This is a genomic window from Bauldia sp. (assembly GCF_020442045.1).
GTDB lineage: Bacteria > Pseudomonadota > Alphaproteobacteria > Rhizobiales > Kaistiaceae > Bauldia.
In genome coordinates this window covers 1-16,030 of record NZ_JAGRLA010000185.1, presented here as the reverse complement: position 1 = coordinate 16,030, position 16,030 = coordinate 1, and the positions used below count along the sequence as shown (strand labels likewise).

Below are 16,030 nucleotides of genomic sequence, written 5' to 3'. Positions count from 1 at the left end.
TGGGTCTTGCCCTGCTTCAGCTTGAAGAAGCCCTCGGACGTGCGCTCGCCGGAAATCCACTCGGCGTCGCGCTCGTCGATATCGCTGGTGATCAGGGTCGCCGAATGGGCGTCGGTGCGTGCCATGAGGATGGTGTTGACGCCGCTGACATCGGCGGCGAGCCGCGCCGCGTTGAGGGTGCGGACGAAGGTCTGGGTCGGCACCAGCACCTTGCCGCCGAGGTGGCCGCACTTCTTCTCGGAAGCGAGCTGGTCCTCGAAATGGACGCCGGCGGCGCCGGCCTCGATCATCGCCTTCATCAGCTCGAAGGCGTTGAGAGGCCCACCAAAACCGGCTTCGGCGTCGGCGACGATCGGCGCCATCCAGTAGGTCGTGTCGTTCCCTTCGAGCCGGGCGATCTGATCGGCGCGGAGCAGGGTCTTGTTGATGCGCCGGACGACATCGGGGACCGACGACGCCGGGTAGAGCGACTGGTCGGGATACATCTCGCCGGCATTGTTGGCGTCGGCGGCGACCTGCCAGCCGGACAGATAGATGGCCTCGAGGCCGGCCTTGACCTGCTGCATGGCCTGGTTGCCGGTCAGCGCCCCGAGGGTGCGCACGAAAGGCCGGGTCCGCAGCAATTGCCACAGCCGCTCGGCGCCGAGACGGGCCAGGCTGTGCTCGATATGGACCGAGCCGCGCAGCCGGTTGACGTCCTCGGGCGAGTAGTCGCGGCGGATGCCCTTGAAGCGATCAGGTGGGGTACTCATCGTCATCTCCCTTGTATTGACAGGAGTTACAGCTATATTTGACAAGGTGTGCAGGTCAATAACTATATGAAATAGCGTAGAAATATGGAATATTGTAAATCTTGTTACAAGACTGGTTTGTGACTTTGTGGCTTTTGTAACGAACCCCGTGGACGACCCAGGAGAGTCCGATGAAGGCAATGCGGATCGGCGGCAAGCTTCGGCGGCTGCGCCAGGAGCGCCATCTCACACAGGCGCAGATGGCGCGCGAGCTGGGCATCAGCGCCAGCTATCTTACCCTTCTGGAGAGCAACCAGCGGCCGGTGACGGTGCGGGTCCTGCTCAAGCTCGTCGAGCGGTTCCAGGTCGATCTCCAGGACTTCGCCGCCGATACCGACCAGCGTCTCTCGCTGGAGCTGATGGAGGCCTTCTCGGACCCGATCTTCGAAGGCGCCGAGGTCAAGACCACCGACGTCCAGGAGCTCGTCTCGCTGCTGCCGGCGGTCGGGCGGGCGGTCATCGACCTCTACGAGGCCTATCGCCGCCACCTCCCGGCCGACGCGACGACCAGCGCGGGACTGGACGCGAGCGAGGCGTCGCCCGCCTCCATCCCGTCGGAGGAGGTCACCGAATTCATCCAGAAGCGCCTCAACTATTTCCCCGATCTCGAGGAAGCGGCGGAGAAGCTGTGGCGCGAAAAGGACCTCGCCGTCCATTCGCTCCAGCAGGGGCTGACGGCGGTTCTCAGGGAACGCTACGCGACCGAGGTCGAGATCCGCGCTTCCGACGCGATGAAGGGACGGTCCCGCCGCTACGACCAGCTCGCCCGGCGGCTGCAGATATCGGAGATGCTGCCGGTGCCGAGCCGGGTCTTCCAGATCGCCCACCAGGTCGCCTACCTCGGCCACCACGAGATCCTCGACCGCATCACCGGGACGGCGGACTTCTCCTCGACCGACGCCGAAGCGCTGCTCCGCACCGCGCTCGCCAACTATTTCGCCGCGGCGGTGATGATGCCTTACCGGATGTTCTCCGAGGCGGCGCGGGCGACCCGCTACGACATCGACATCCTCAAGAGCCGGTTCGGCGTCTCCTTCGAGCAGGTCTGCCACCGGCTGACGACGCTGAGACGCCCCGGCGACGAGGGCGTGCCCTTCCACTTCATCCGGGTCGATATCGCCGGCAACATCTCGAAGCGCTTCTCAGCCTCCGGCATCCATATCGCGCGCTTCGGCGCCGCCTGCCCGCGCTGGAACGTCTATGACGCCTTCTCGACTCCCGGGATGCTCCGCGTCCAGATATCCCGCATGCCGGATGGCGGCAGCTTCTTCTGCGTCGCCCAGACGACCGGCCGCTCCACCACCCTCTCACCGACCAGCGGGTTGCCCCACCGGGTCGGCCAGCGGGCGATCGGCCTCGGTTGCGACGTGCGCCACGCCGGCGAGATCGTCTATGCCGACGGCCTCAACCTCGCCGATCCGCAGATCGCGACGCCGATCGGCGTCTCCTGCCGCACCTGCCCGCGCACCGACTGCGCCGAGCGGGCCATGCCGTCGCTCTTCCAGAAGCTCCATATCGACGAGAATGTCCGCGGCCCCTCGACCTATGTGAACGCATGAGCGATAGCCCCCACAAGCTTTACATGACGGCGACAACGCTGACATTATCAGCATTGCGACCCGCCGATGCCTTCGCGCGGAGCGTGTGAACCGACAGACCATAACCCTCCCCGCCCGGCGGGACCTAAACGGATGGTTTGACATGTCGCTCGGCGTATTCTCGAACGGAATCGTGCCTTTTGAGATACTCTCCGACTATTTCGACGATGACGGCACGATATCCGAGAACTACGCCGATTCATCCGTCCTGAGGATCCAACTTGGAACAATCATCCTCAGTGGCGCAGCGGCGGGGTGGCTTCACACCTACGACGATCCGGGTAGTTCGTCGCTCATCTCGCCATTTGCAGCGGTCGCGGACAACGGCTTCGGCATCCGCACGCACGGCACCGGCATCACCTACGCCAACCAGGGCGGCAAGCTGGTCGTCACCGGCGGCACGATAACCTCTTTCGAGTTCGTCGATCCATTCGGTGACACGATCGCCACGATCAGCGGCTTCGGCGCCGTCGACGCCGCCAATTTCTTCGCGGTCACCACCGGTGACGATTCCTCTGCCCGCTACGGCCTTTTCACCTCGCTGATGGACGGCAACAGCGTCGTAACCGGCTCCAGCAAGGACAATGGAATCGTTGTCGGCACCGGAAACGACACGGCGAACATGGGCGATGGCGACGACGTCATCGTCAAGTTCGATCCCGGCAACCTGACCTACAATGGCGGCCCCGGCTCGGACACGCTGAGCTTCCAGGAGGAGATTGGCTCGGTCTACCAGAACGCCCACAGCGGACTGGTCGTGAACCTGACCACAGGCGTCGGGCAGAACCCCTATGGCGGCGCGCTCAGCCTGACCAGCGTCGAGAACGTCATCGGTACCAACCTCGCCGACACGATCACCGGCAACAACAGCGCCAACATCATCGGCGACGGCCGGTTCGACTCCGGCGCCGACCAGATCGCAGCGCTGGGCGGAGACGACACGGTCAAGCTCACGCCGTTCTCCAGCGGCGTCAAGGCGGATGGCGGGGCCGGCACCGACAAGCTCTTTTTCAACTACTCGTTGGGGACTAACGTCCTCGACCTGACGAACCAGGCGAACAATGCCGGGATATTCGCGGGAGGCACGTTCACGAGTTTCGAGGTTTTCGAAGTCGGGACCGATTTCTCCACGCTTGGCACAACGTTCAGGTTCGTCGGCACAAGCGTCGGCGAGAGCCTTTCAGTCCAGTCCGGAACGATGGACATCGCCCTGAATGGCGGGGATGATTCCCTGACGCTGGCAAGCGCCTTCACCGGCGGACCGGTCCAAGCGGATGGCGGCGACGGCAGCGACATCCTGACCTTCCGCCAGTCGGTGGGCGTCAACGTCCTTGACCTCGGCAATCAGGCCAACAACACCGGGGTCTTCGCCAACGGCACGTTTTCGGGTTTCGAGGTCTTCCGCAACCAGGTGGTCAGCGACTCCAAGGGCGAACCGTTCCACGTCGGTACGCTCGACTTTCGCGGCGACGGCAAGGCGAACGTGGTCCAGGCAGGGTTCTACGACGATCTCCTCCACGGCAAGGGCGGCAAGGACGTGTTGTTTGGCGGCCCCGGCAAGAACAAGCTCTGGGGCGGTGGCGGCAAGGACAAGTTCGGCTTCGACTCGGAACTCGGCGGTGGCAACGTCGACAAGGTGATGGATTTCAAGCCGAACAAGGAAAAACTCCTGCTCGAGCGCGACGTCTTCACCGGGATCGGCAGGAAGCTGTCGAACAAGGAGTTCGAGATTGGCAGGAAGGCCGACGACAAGAAGGTCCGCGTCATCTACGACCAGAAGCACGGCAAGCTCTACGCCGACGATGACGGCAAGGGCGGCCACCACCAGGTGCTGTTCGCCAAGCTGGACAAGGGACTCCACCTCGACAACCATGACTTCGGGATGATCGACGGATTTGATCTCTTGGTTTGACGGGGCGAGCGGGAAAGCATCGCTGCCGGCGACCGCCAATCCCGCCTGGGCCACCTGTCGCATCCGCTGTCGACACATCCACGGTGTTTCCCCCGACCAGCTTCAGCGGGCGGGTCCTGCTTGACGGCTTCCCAGAAATTTGTCCAAATGATCAAGAGTTGTTCCAAACTGGCTAGGCGGGATTGTTCATGGTCGACGAAAGCGCGCCCGATATCGCCTCCGGCCGGCTGACGGCCGAGCAATACCTCGCCAACTTCTCCGACCTCCATCCACCGCTCGACCGACACCAGGCGCTGGTCGAGGCCGATCGCTGCTACTTCTGCTTCGATGCGCCCTGCATCCAGGCCTGCCCGACCGGCATCGACATTCCGCTCTTCCTCCGCGAGATCCTGACCGAGAATCCGAAGGGCGCCGCGGAGACCATCCTTTCCGCCAATATCCTCGGCGGCATGTGCGCCCGCGTCTGCCCGACGGAGACGCTCTGCGAGGAGGCCTGCGTCCGCGAGAAAGCCGAGGGCAAGCCGGTCCGCATCGGCGAATTGCAGCGCTACGCGACCGACGCGCTGATGGCCGAGGGCAAGCAGCCCTTCAGCCGCGCCGCGCCGACCGGCAAGCGGATCGCGGTGGTCGGCGGCGGCCCGGCCGGGCTCTCCTGCGCCCATCGGCTTGCCATGCACGGCCACGACGTCGTCATCTTCGACGCCAAGCCGAAAGCCGGCGGCCTCAACGAATACGGCATCGCCGCCTATAAGGCGCCAGGCGGCTTCGCCCAGTCCGAGGTCGACTATATCCTGTCGATCGGCGGCATCAGCGTCGAGGCCGGCAAGGCGCTCGGCCGCGACTTCGCGCTCGACGAGCTGCGCCAGGATTTCGACGCGATCTTCCTCGGCATGGGGCTGGCAGGCGTCAACGCGCTCGGCATCGACGAGGAGAAGGTCTCCGGCGTCGGCGACGCCGTCGCCTATATCGCCGAACTTCGCCAGGCCGATGACCTGTCGACGTTGCCGGTCGGACGGCGCGTCGTCGTGGTCGGCGGCGGCATGACCGCGATCGACATCGCCTCGCAGTCGAAGCGGCTCGGCGCCGCGGAGGTGACGCTGGTCTACCGGCGCGGTCCGGAAAGGATGGGCGCCAGCGAATACGAGCGCGAGCTCGCCCAGACCGATGGCGTGCTGATCCGCTTCAACGCGAAACCCAGCCGACTGGTCGTCGAGAGCGGGCATGTCGCCGGGATCACCTTCGAGACGACCGCCGAGCAGGATGGCCGCCTGACCGGCACCGGCGAGACCTTCACCCTCGGGGCCGACATGGTGTTCAAGGCGATCGGCCAGACCTTCGTGCCCGAGGCGCTCAACGGCTCGGCCCAGTCGATCGGGCTCGAGGCCGGGCGGATCAAGGTCGATGCCGAGAGGCGGACAACGATGCCCGGCGTCTGGGCGGGCGGCGACTGTGTGGCCGGCGGCGAGGACCTCACTGTCGTCGCGGTCGAGGACGGCAAGCTCGCCGCCGAATCGATCAATCGCGCGCTCGGCGTCTGAGCCAGGGAGACTGACCGATGGCTGACCTTCGATCCGACTTCATCGGCATCAAGTCGCCGAATCCGTTCTGGCTGGCTTCGGCCCCGCCGACCGACAAGGAAGTCAATGTCGTCCGCGCCTTCAAGGCCGGCTGGGGCGGCGTCGTGTGGAAGACGCTCGGCGAGGATCCGCCGATCGTCAATGTCTCCGGCCCGCGCTACGGCGCCATCCATTCCGGCGACCGCCGGCTGATCGGCCTCAACAATATCGAGCTGATCACCGACCGCGAATTGCAGGTCAATCTCGAGGAGATCAAGCGGGTCAAGCGCGACTGGCCGGACCGGGCGCTGGTCGTCTCGCTGATGGTGCCCTGCGAGGAGCCGAACTGGAAGGCGATCCTCAAGGCCGTCGAGGAGACCGATTGCGATGGCGTCGAGCTCAACTTCGGCTGTCCGCACGGAATGAGCGAGCGCGGCATGGGCTCGGCGGTCGGCCAGGTTCCGGAATATATCGAGGTGGTCGCGCGCTGGTGCAAGGCGTCGACCCGCATGCCGGTGATCGTCAAGCTGACGCCGAACATCACCGACATCCGCTACCCGGCGCGGGCGGCCTTCAAGGGCGGCGCCGACGCCGTCTCGCTGATCAACACGATCAACTCGATCACCAGCGTCGATCTCGACGCCTTCGCGCCCGAGCCGACGATCGACGGCAAGGGAAGCCACGGCGGCTATTGCGGCCCCGCCGTCAAGCCGATCGCGCTGTCCATGGTGTCCGAGATTGCCCGCGACAAGGAATGCGCGGGCCTGCCGATCTCCGGCATCGGCGGCGTCACCACCTGGCGGGATGCTGCCGAATTCATGGCGCTCGGCGCCGGCAACGTCCAGGTCTGCACGGCGGCGATGACCTATGGCTTCAAGATCGTCGACGAGATGAAGTCCGGCCTGTCCCGTTACCTCGACGAGAAGGGCATGAACCTGTCGGACCTGATCGGCCGCGCCGTGCCCAACGTCTCGGACTGGCAGTATCTCAACCTCAACTACGTCACCAAGGCGCGGATCGATCAGGACCTGTGCATCGAATGCGGTCGCTGCCACATCGTCTGCGAGGACACCTCGCATCAGGCGATCACCGCGGTGAAGGATGGCCGCCGCCATTTCGAGGTCGTCGATACCGAATGCGTCGGCTGCAATCTCTGCGTCAATGTCTGCCCGGTCGAGGGCTGCATCACGATGGAGCGGATCACCACCGGCGTCGACCCGCATGGCGGCGCGCCGGCGACCGGCTACAGGAACTGGACCGAGCATCCCAACAACCCGATGGCGAAGGTCGCCGAGCCGGCGCAGTAGGCCGCGGCGGCCGACACCTATCCGCCGGACAGCACTTTCAGGCGGTCGTCATAGGAGGCGGTGAGGCAAAGCATGCTGCTGCCGCAGGTATCGCGGAACTCCAGCCAGGCGCGCTGGTCCGCGCGAACCGCCTTGGCCTCCGCCTCGTCGGCATAGCGAAGCTTCCATTGGTAGGCGGCCGCGACCTTGCGGTCGAGCCGGGCGAGCGTGACGTCCGAGCAGATCGCCTTTTCGGTCGCCGTGCCGGCCTTGGCGCAATCGAAGGACGGAACCGGCGTCCGCCAGTCCTTGCGCATCAGCCCCTGGAGCTCGGAGAGCGGAATCGTGACCGACTGGGGTCCGGCGGCATAGGCGGCGACCTGATAGGGCGGAAAGCGGATCACCAATTCGTCCGCGAGCAGCAGGAAGGCGCTGAAATTGTCCCATTGCGGACCGGCGCCACCCGCCAGCCAGTCGTCGTCGCTCATCGAGTCGCCGCCCCATTGGCGCTTCAGATCGGCGATCGTCAATTCGCTGATCCGCTTGAGGGCGGCTGTCTTGAAAATCTCGGGCAGGTACACCTGCCAACCGTCGGGCATCAGGAAATTGTAGGTCTGGATACCGTGGTTGGGATGCGCCCCGCCGGTGAAGATGCCCTCGTCGAAATCGATCGCGAGGACCTCTCCGTCATTCCGTTCCACCTCGAAATCGAGGTCGAGCGAATAGGTCCAGGGCGGCCTGTCCCCGTCGTCGCCGAAGGACGCGAAATCGTCGTCGGCCTGTTCGATGAATTCGTCGACAAGTTGCCTGGCCCAGGTCGCCATCGGCTCGTCGACGGAAGCGATGCCGGTGCGGGCATACTGGACGTCGATGCTGTAGTCGTCGGTTGACCGCTGGATCGACACCGCCTCGACCGAAACCGGCCCCGCCCCCAGCGCACCGCCGGCCATCGCGAGGAACCCGACGGTGGCGGCTGCCAGAGCCTTGCGGGAACCGATCGAAAAAGCCGGCATTGGTTCAGGCCCCTTCTTCAAGTCCGTCCACCATTGGCTTCGCCGGTCACCCGGCGATCAGGCTATTGCACCGTCGTCCGGCCGGCGGGTCCATCGACCTCGGGCGGCGGCTCCGAGGCGTGCGCGGAGCTGATCAGGCTGAACTCGGGCCCCAGATCCGGCGGCTTGTACAGCGCTTCGATCTTGGGCGGCGCCATGTAATAGTAGTCTGGACCGAGCCGTCTGATCGTCGACGCAGCGACCAGGACCTCCTCGGAATCGCCTGGCGTCACGGGCCCGACCGTGAAGCCGCCGGCAAGATTTGCGCGCGTCTCCGGATCGACCGATAGGTTGATCCTTGCCACCGGCCGCGGCAGGAGGATCGGCGCGGGCGTGCCCTGGGCCGTGGGTGTGGTCTTCTTCGCCGCGGCGACGCGATCGACAAAGGCAGCGCCGAGATTGGCAAGACCGCGCTTCAATTCGGCCTGGCAGGCCTCGTTGAACGTCTTGCGATAGGAAAAGGCATAGGGCTCCGACTCGAGCCGCTGGTTGCCGCGATACGAGACAGCCTCTTCCGCGCTCCGGCCATTGGAATGGTAGAAGAGCTCCGCGTCGGCGCCGCCATACATCGCCTTGCAGACGATTTCGTCGGTCTTGAAGCGGGAGCGGCTCGACCGGAAGCTGATCGGGAAATAGTAGCCGTCGCAGGTCCGCACGCACAGCGTCTGGTATCCGCTGCTGGCCGTATCGCCGAGCGACGGGACACGGCAGCCGTTGCGGCGAAGCTGCGAATAGATGCGGTCGCGATCGGACGTGTTGCGACGTACCGTCACCGTGCGGCCGCCCGCCTGGTTGAGCTGTTGCCGCAGGCGGTTCACCTTGCTCAACACCGCCGGGCATGTCCGATGCGGCTTGCGAAAAAGGCCAAGCCCCCGACAATTCTTGCTCTTGGCTTCCGACTCGGCGGCCGCGAGCTGTCGCCGGATTCGGCTGGTATCCCCCTTCCGGGTCACCGTGACGGTTTGCCCGCCGGCCCGGACCGCGGAAAGATATTCGGACTGAAGCCGGGCACAGTAACTCGACGCGGCCGAGGCGGACTCCGCTGTCGCCAGCGTTGCCCCGGCGACCAGCACGCAGAGAACCGCCCTGGATCTGAACATACCCGGAATCCGCGCCGTCATCGTCCGCGACTCTCGCTCGTCCATACACTCTCGCAATGCGGCGACGCCATCGCTGTCGTACCGGAGACAGGTTTGGTCCCGGTTACCCGGTAGCACGCCGCGGTTCGCCTTGTCCGGCATTTCACAAGCAGATTCAAACACCATACACCATCGGAGCGTGACATTGTCGCGACCTGTTGCGCCCGTGCCGCACCTTTAACGGGAGACGATACCCGATGTAATCGGGCCTTGGTGTGACATCCGTCACAACGCAGTTGCGGGCTCAGGCGGCAATCCTGTCGAGAAGTGCCCGGACATGCCCGATTTCGTCCTCGTTGATGGTGTGCGCCATGCCGGGATAGACCTTCTCGGTCACCTCCCCGCCGAGCTTCGCCATGATCGCGGCCGACTCCCTGACCCTGGACAGCGGGACATGCGGATCGACATCGCTGGAGCCGATGAAGACCGGCGTGCCCTCCAGCGAACCCGAATAGTCCGAGGGATCGACCGTGTCGCCGATCAGTCCGCCGGTGAATGCCGCCACCGCGCCGTAGCGATCGGGATGGCGGGCGGCGAATTCCAGGGCAAGGCAGGCGCCTTGCGAGAAACCGACGAGCGCCGTCCGCTCCGGCAGGATATCCCGGGTGATCAGGTAACCGATGATATCGGCGATGGCATCGAGGGCCGAGGCGAGGTAGGGCTGGTTCCGAGCGGTCGGCGCCAGGAAGGACAGCGGATACCAGGTATGACCTGCCGCCTCGGGCGCGAGATAGGCAAGCCCCGGGCGATCGAAGCGTTCGGCAAGACCGAGAATGTCGGCGGCGTCCGCGCCCCGTCCGTGCATCATGACCACCGCGCCGCTCGCAGCATCGAGATCGGCCCCGGCCTGAAAGACGGGTTGCCCCTTGTGTGGACTGGCATCCTTCGTCATCGGCCCCTCCTACCGCCGCCGTCTCAGGCCGGCAGTCCGTGCAGCTTCAGGTACTGCAGGAGTATGATGGTCTTGGCGTCCCGTATCGCACCTGTCGCGACCATCGCGAGCGCTTCGTCCAGGCCAGGCTCCAGCACCTCGATATCCTCGCCCTCGTGCTCAGCGCCACCGCCCGCCGAGACCCGCTGGGCACGGGAATAACGGGCGACGAAGAGCGACAACCGTTCGCTGACGCTGCCGGGACTCATAAAGGCATCGAAGACACGGGTCACCTCGCCCAGATCGTAGCCGAGTTCCTCGATCGCCTCGTTCCTGATCGCCGCCTCTGGGTCGAGCTCGTCGAGGAGACCGGCGCAGGCCTCGATCAGCCAGCCGCGACGGTCGTCGAGATAGACCGGCATGCGAAACTGGCGAACGAGAAGGACCGTGTCGCGGTCCGGGTCGTAGGGCAGGATCGCGGCGCCGTGGCCGCGGTCGTAGACCTGGCGCACCAGCGTCTCGTGCGACCCGTCTCGGCGCCGGTAGTCGATGTCGTATTTCGTCAGCGTCGCCCAGTCGTCGGCGAGCAGCTCGGAGTTGAGAACACGAACGGGCGGGCCGTCGCTGGTTTCTTCGCTCATCGTTAGTGGCTATCCCGGCCTGGTTTATCGCGCGAGCATGATCGTCACATGTCGCAGCCCGCGAGGGTTTCTTCAACGAGATGGTCGACAACCCCCTTCAACGCCTCCTGCGCCGAGGCACCGAGGGCGATGGCCCGATCATATGAGCGCATCTGACGGTCGGCGGATGTTCCCTCCGCCGCGATCGTCAGGGCGTGCTCCACCTCCGCGACACAGCCGAAATATTCCGCGTCTTCGCGAAGGAGGTCGACCATTTCGGCAACAAGATCGGCGACCGGCACCGCCTCGCCCTTGCCGAAATCGATCAGGGAGCGGGTCGTCCCGAAACGCTGGGCCAGCCAACGGTTCTCGTTGACCAGGAAGGTCGAATAGCTTCGCCAACGCTGATTGTTGCGCCGCAGCCGGTAAAGCATCCGCGCCATACAGCGATAGAGCGCGGCGATCGCGATCGTGTCGTCCAGCCGGGTGCAGACGTCGGTGATTCGCATTTCCAGGGTGGGAAAGCGGGCGGAGGGCCTCAAGTCCCACCAGATCTTGGTCGCGTCCTCGATTTCACCGGCGGCGATCAGCGTCTCGACCGTGCGGTGGAACTCGTCGGGACTGGCGAAGCTCGGCGGCAAGCCGGTGCGCGGCACCTCGTTCCAGACCGCCAGGCGATAGGAGTGAAGGCCGGTATTGGCGCCGCGCCAGAACGGCGAGGACGTGGACAGGGCCAGGAGATGCGGCAGGAAGTAAGGAAGCTGGTTGAACAGATCGAACCGGAGCGGCTCGTCCTCGATACAGACATGGACATGCATGCCACTGATCAGGAGTCGCCGCGCCACCACCTGCAAATCCCTGGCGAGGGTGTTGTAGCGCTCCTTGTCGGTGTTGCGCTGGGCACTCCACTCGGCGAAGGGATGGGTCGAGGCGGCGATCAGGCCGAGCCCGTGGCGCTCCGCGCATGCCGCCGCGGTGGAGCGCAGCCGCGCCAGCTCGGTCCGAGCATCGGCCAGCGAGCCGCAAACGGAGGTGCCGATCTCGACCTGGCAGCGGAGGAATTCCGACGTTACCTGGGAGCCCAGCGCGGCTTCGAGATCGGCGGCAAGCGCCGCCGGCGGGTCGGCGGCAAGGTCGCGGGTTTCCCGGTCGACAAGGAGGTATTCCTCCTCGATGCCGATGGTGAATGAGGGCTCGGATGTCGTCATTGGCGGGAGGGTGTCAGAAAACACCCGCCGCGCCAATGCGAATCAACGGCCATTCGGCCTGTGGCGATTCCTGGTCAGCGCCCGGAGCGCGACATCGCGGACCGCCAGACGGGCCAGGCGGCATCGCTGAAGGGCAGGCGCCGCATCGCGTCGGTCTGCGGAACGGTGGCCGAGTCGGGCTTGCGCGTCGTGCGGAAGGTGGCGCTGACCGATTGCATGTCGATCGGGATGATGGTGCTCATTTCGGTCTCCTGTCGGTTATGCGGGGCATCGGTATGAGCCCGCCGATGCACCACCATCGCTCGGACCGGCCGGCACCGCTTGAAGGCGGCGTTGCGATCGTCTGGAGATTTGAGGGGGATTGCCGGGTCCCGGCAGGAGACATGGTTGCTGGATCGGGACCGGCGATTGCACTAGGATTCGCGGCCCCAAGGCGCGAGGAGCCCCCCGCATGCTCTACCGTTTCGATGATTTCGAGGTCGACACGGAGAAATACGAGCTGCGGAGGAATGGGACGGTCCGGCCGGTCGAACCCCTGGTTTTCGACCTCATCGCCTTTCTCTCCCGCAACGCCGGACGCGTGCTCAGCCGCGACGAGGTGATCGACGGCGTCTGGAAAGGCCGCATCGTCTCGGACGCGACGGTGGCGAGTTGCGTGAAATCGGCACGGAAGGCGCTCGACGACAGCGGCGACGACCAGCGCTATATCCGCACCGTCCGGGCGCGCGGCTTCCAGTTCGTCGCCCCGGTCTCCAGCCATGGCCGGGGCGAAGCGATGAGCGGGGCGCCTCTGCCCCAAGCCCCGGCGGCCGGACCGGCCGACGCCGGGGACCGCGAAGCGCCGGCGAGGGAGACGGTCAACGGCGCGCCATCGCCGGCGGCCGGCCACGGCCGCAAACCACGGCTCGCGGTCCTGCCTTTCGAAAATCTCAGCGCCGAGGGCGACGAGTATTTCGCCGACGGCCTGACCGAGGACATCATCACCAACCTGGCGCGGTTTCGCGACCTCCTGGTGATCGCCCGCTCGACGACCTTCCAGCTCAAGGACCGTCGCGTCATCCCGATCGAACTCGCCACGGAGCTCGGCGTCGACTTCCTGGTCCAGGGCAGCGTCCGCCGCGCCGCGGGAAGGGTGAGGATATCGGTCCAGCTCATCGACGCCGCGAGCGGCCTGCACCTTTGGGCCGAACGCTACGACCGGGACCTCGGCGACATCTTCGAGCTCCAGGACGACCTCACCCGGACGATCGCCTCGAAGCTCGGCGTCACGCTCCAGGACGTCGCCCTGCAGCGGGCGATGACCAAGAACCCGGCAGAGCTCGACGCCTATGAGTGCATGCTCCGCGCCCGCCGCTACACGGCCATGCTGACGCCGGAGCTGCACGCCGAGGCGCGCGACCTGCTGGAAAAGGCGGTGGCGCTCGATCCGACCTCGGCCGATGCCCATGCGCTGCTGGCCAACGTCTACCTCGCCGAATACCGCTTCGACAGCAACCCGCGCGCCGATTCGATCGGGCGGGCGCTCGCCATGGCCCAGAAGGCCGTACAGCTCGATCCGCAAAACGCCTATGCCCATTGCTGGCTGGCGATCGTCCATTTCTTCCGGCGCGAGAACGACAAGTTCCGGGCCGAGGCAAAGATCGCACTCGACCTCAACCCCAACGATCCCGAGATCCTCGCCGATATCGGTCACTTCTATGCCTTCATGGGAGATTTCCAGCGCGGCCACGACCTGTCGCGGCAGGCCCAGCAGCTCAATCCGCTGCACCCCGGCTGGTACCATTTCAGCTTCGCCCGTTACCATTACGACCGGGGCGACTATGCCGAGACCATCGCCGACATGGAGCGCGCCGGTTATCCCGAATTCCACTGGATCCACATGCTCAAGGCGGCCGCATACGGCCAGATGGGCCTCACCAAGGAGGCGGCCGCCTCGCTGGCGCGCGCCTACGACATCAAGCCCGACTTCTCCGCCCGCGGCGATCTGAACAAGTGGAACGCGGCGCCGGCCGATTTCGAGCACCTGATGGAAGGGCTCCGCAAGGCCGGCCTCGACGAATAGCCCGGCCGGTCGCGGCGACATGGCCGCCGGGACCGGCCGGGTTTGCCTGAATGGCGATCCCTACTGCGTGAGCGGGTCGTCGGCCGGGTCGATGTAGGTCATGTCGAAGGGGCCGGGGCCGTGGATCTGGACCACGGTGTCGGTCTCCGCCCAGGCGTAGTGATGATGGCCCGCCGGCATCTCGACAAAGCCGCCGGCCGGCAGGACCGTGCCCATGGCGCGGTCGAGCTTGTCGCCGTGGCCGACGCCGAAGGTGCCGGAGACGACGGTGATCAGTTCGTCGCCCGAATGGAAATGGGCCGGTACCTCGTAGCCGCCAGGGAACTTGAGGCGGAGGACGAAGGGCCCTTCCGCCATCGGGTTGCCCGACAGCACGGTGATCTTCGCGCCCGCCGGCAGCACCGGCGGAGCGTCGCCCCAGGCCATGGCTTCGGGCGCCATCGGGGCCGGCGCGTCGGCGGCGACGGCGACGGTCCCGGCAAGGCCGAGGGCGAGGAGGGCAAGGGCGGAAGTGGAAAGGCGTCTGGTCCTGAACATGATCTGTCTCCATGATTCGGGCCGCCGGACGGCGGCGGTTTTCGGTCGTGTCGAATGCCCGCTCGCCGACATGTCCGGCGAGCGGGCATGCGGATCAGGCGGCGTCGCGGCTCGACGCCATCGCGTGGATGTCGGCGGCGGTCAGCGTCTTGCCGCCGATGCCCCAGTCGCCCTCGCCGATCTCCTGGACGCGGACCCAGGTGACCCCGCGCATCGCTTCACCCTCGACCGACACCATGGCGTCGGTGACCTTCTCGATGAGGTCCTGCTTCTGCGGCTGGGTGAACACGTCCTTGATGACTTCGATGGTAACGAGCGGCATGTCTTCTCTCCTGTTTTCGGTGTCCGCCGGGGCGTTCCCGGCCGGTGATGACAGGTCTACCGGCGGGCGGGCGCCACAGCTTGAAGGCCACCTGAGGAGATGCCGGGGGAATCGAGAGAGATGCCGGGGATTTGCGGGGGCGCGCGCCGCGGCGGGTGGCGCCGGCCGGCCGGCTTCACCCGCGATCGCGGCCTAGAAGAACTGGTAGCGCGGGTGGCTGTCGCGCCATTCGCGCGGCGTGTCGAAGGTGCCGCGCCAGAGGCCGAGGCCGGCGGCACGCGCCTCCGCCTCCGCAGCGGCGTAGCCTCCGCCGCTGCTGACCGCGTAACCGTCGCGCACCAGCTCTTCGCCGATATCCCCGACCGCGCCGGCCGAGCAGACGGCAAGCGTCCGCCCGTATTTGTCGCGCGCGATTCCGGCGCAGGAGACGACCGCCCCGGCGACGATCGCCTTCATCCGGTCGCGCGCCGCCCGGCCGCACCGCCATGGCTCGCCGTCCCGGTCATGACAGACCTGGTCATATTCCGGCGCGTCGATGCCGTGGAGGCGGATCTCCCGGTCACCCAGCTTGAGCGAATCCCCGTCCATGACGATCGCCCTGCCGGCCTCCGTCACCGGCGATCCGTCCGGCATGTCCTGCTGCAGGAAAAGCAGTGCCGCCCCGCCGGCAAGCAGCAGGAAGATCGCCACGTGGCTGAACAGGGCGGCGCGGTCGCGGAGCGGACTGCCGCGCCCCGACCCGCGCCGGGAGGAGTGAAACGTACTCATTGCCGACAGGTCATAGAGCCGCCGCACGGCCGCGTCACGTGCCGGGAACAGCCGGCCGGGGCTTGGCAATGCCGGCGGCGCGCGATCGGGCAGGCGCGATCATTGCCGCGCCCGGAAGCCGGGCCGGTGTTTGGCGCCTCCCTCGAGGCTCGCTCCGCCCGCATTTCAGGAAGGCGCGGGCCGAGGGGGTGGCGGACGTCTTCGCAACGCCGTCCGGGTAGTCCGTAAAGGGCGCTTCGAAGACGCCCGCCGCGGCGACTTTTGGCACTCCGCTTTCACGCTCCGGAACGGCCGGGCCATTCCTCATG

15 protein-coding genes are annotated in these 16,030 nt (G+C 66.1%); 5 read left to right on the top strand and 10 right to left on the bottom strand.

Annotated elements, in window-relative coordinates; genetic code table 11:
* Window positions 1-752: isocitrate lyase (aceA, locus tag KDJ86_RS20015; RefSeq protein WP_291750044.1), on the bottom strand; the 752-nt coding region annotated here is incomplete at its 3' end.
* A 170-nt stretch (window positions 753-922) separates the two neighbouring features.
* Between aceA and KDJ86_RS20010 the strand changes: the two genes are divergently transcribed.
* The 4 genes from KDJ86_RS20010 to preA all read left to right on the top strand — a co-directional run bounded on the left by KDJ86_RS20010 (window position 923) and on the right by preA (window position 7,164).
* A complete protein-coding gene (locus KDJ86_RS20010) occupies window positions 923-2,350 on the top strand; it encodes a helix-turn-helix domain-containing protein (protein WP_291750041.1) in 1,428 nt (475 codons plus the stop codon).
* A gap of 142 nt (window positions 2,351-2,492) precedes the next feature.
* Window positions 2,493-4,301 (top strand): autotransporter outer membrane beta-barrel domain-containing protein, encoded by a 1,809-nt coding sequence (locus KDJ86_RS20005; RefSeq protein WP_291750038.1) that lies wholly within the window; start codon window positions 2,493-2,495, stop codon window positions 4,299-4,301.
* Window positions 4,302-4,489: 188 nt separating this feature from the next.
* A complete protein-coding gene (locus KDJ86_RS20000; protein ID WP_291750036.1) occupies window positions 4,490-5,839 on the top strand; it encodes an NAD(P)-dependent oxidoreductase in 1,350 nt (449 codons plus the stop codon).
* Window positions 5,840-5,856: 17 nt separating this feature from the next.
* Window positions 5,857-7,164, top strand: coding sequence for an NAD-dependent dihydropyrimidine dehydrogenase subunit PreA (preA, locus tag KDJ86_RS19995; protein ID WP_291750033.1), 1,308 nt, complete (start codon window positions 5,857-5,859; stop codon window positions 7,162-7,164).
* A 17-nt stretch (window positions 7,165-7,181) separates the two neighbouring features.
* On the opposite strand, the gene KDJ86_RS19990 is transcribed toward preA, so the two are convergent.
* The 6 genes from KDJ86_RS19990 to KDJ86_RS19965 form a co-directional block, all read right to left on the bottom strand.
* A complete protein-coding gene (locus KDJ86_RS19990; protein WP_291750030.1) occupies window positions 7,182-8,156 on the bottom strand; it encodes a DUF3298 domain-containing protein in 975 nt (324 codons plus the stop codon).
* Window positions 8,157-8,218: 62 nt separating this feature from the next.
* Window positions 8,219-9,013 (bottom strand): DUF2865 domain-containing protein, encoded by a 795-nt coding sequence (locus KDJ86_RS19985; protein ID WP_291750048.1) that lies wholly within the window; start codon window positions 9,011-9,013, stop codon window positions 8,219-8,221.
* A 565-nt stretch (window positions 9,014-9,578) separates the two neighbouring features.
* On the bottom strand, window positions 9,579-10,226 hold the full coding sequence (locus KDJ86_RS19980; protein ID WP_291750028.1) for an alpha/beta hydrolase: 648 nt from the start codon (window positions 10,224-10,226) through the stop codon (window positions 9,579-9,581).
* A 23-nt stretch (window positions 10,227-10,249) separates the two neighbouring features.
* Window positions 10,250-10,846, bottom strand: coding sequence for an NUDIX domain-containing protein (locus KDJ86_RS19975; RefSeq protein WP_291750026.1), 597 nt, complete (start codon window positions 10,844-10,846; stop codon window positions 10,250-10,252).
* A 44-nt stretch (window positions 10,847-10,890) separates the two neighbouring features.
* Window positions 10,891-12,033 carry a carboxylate-amine ligase gene (locus KDJ86_RS19970; RefSeq protein ID WP_291750024.1) on the bottom strand — a complete coding sequence of 381 codons (1,143 nt, stop codon included), beginning with the start codon at window positions 12,031-12,033 and terminating at the stop codon, window positions 10,891-10,893.
* A 74-nt stretch (window positions 12,034-12,107) separates the two neighbouring features.
* Window positions 12,108-12,275, bottom strand: a complete 168-nt coding sequence (locus KDJ86_RS19965; RefSeq protein ID WP_291750022.1) for a hypothetical protein — start codon at window positions 12,273-12,275, stop codon at window positions 12,108-12,110.
* A 209-nt stretch (window positions 12,276-12,484) separates the two neighbouring features.
* On the opposite strand from KDJ86_RS19965, the gene KDJ86_RS19960 reads away from it, so the two are divergent.
* Window positions 12,485-14,095: a winged helix-turn-helix domain-containing protein gene (locus tag KDJ86_RS19960; protein ID WP_291750019.1), complete on the top strand. Its 1,611-nt coding sequence runs from the start codon at window positions 12,485-12,487 to the stop codon at window positions 14,093-14,095.
* A 60-nt stretch (window positions 14,096-14,155) separates the two neighbouring features.
* Here KDJ86_RS19960 and KDJ86_RS19955 read toward each other — a convergent pair whose 3' ends face one another.
* The 3 genes from KDJ86_RS19955 to KDJ86_RS19945 all read right to left on the bottom strand — a co-directional run bounded on the left by KDJ86_RS19955 (window position 14,156) and on the right by KDJ86_RS19945 (window position 15,722).
* Entirely contained in the window at window positions 14,156-14,632 is a 477-nt protein-coding gene (locus KDJ86_RS19955) for a cupin domain-containing protein (RefSeq protein WP_291750016.1), read from the bottom strand.
* A 94-nt stretch (window positions 14,633-14,726) separates the two neighbouring features.
* Window positions 14,727-14,954 carry a tautomerase family protein gene (locus KDJ86_RS19950; RefSeq protein WP_291750013.1) on the bottom strand — a complete coding sequence of 76 codons (228 nt, stop codon included), beginning with the start codon at window positions 14,952-14,954 and terminating at the stop codon, window positions 14,727-14,729.
* Window positions 14,955-15,146: 192 nt separating this feature from the next.
* Window positions 15,147-15,722 (bottom strand): thermonuclease family protein, encoded by a 576-nt coding sequence (locus KDJ86_RS19945; RefSeq protein ID WP_291750010.1) that lies wholly within the window; start codon window positions 15,720-15,722, stop codon window positions 15,147-15,149.
* Between the last annotated feature and the right edge of the window lie 308 nt (window positions 15,723-16,030).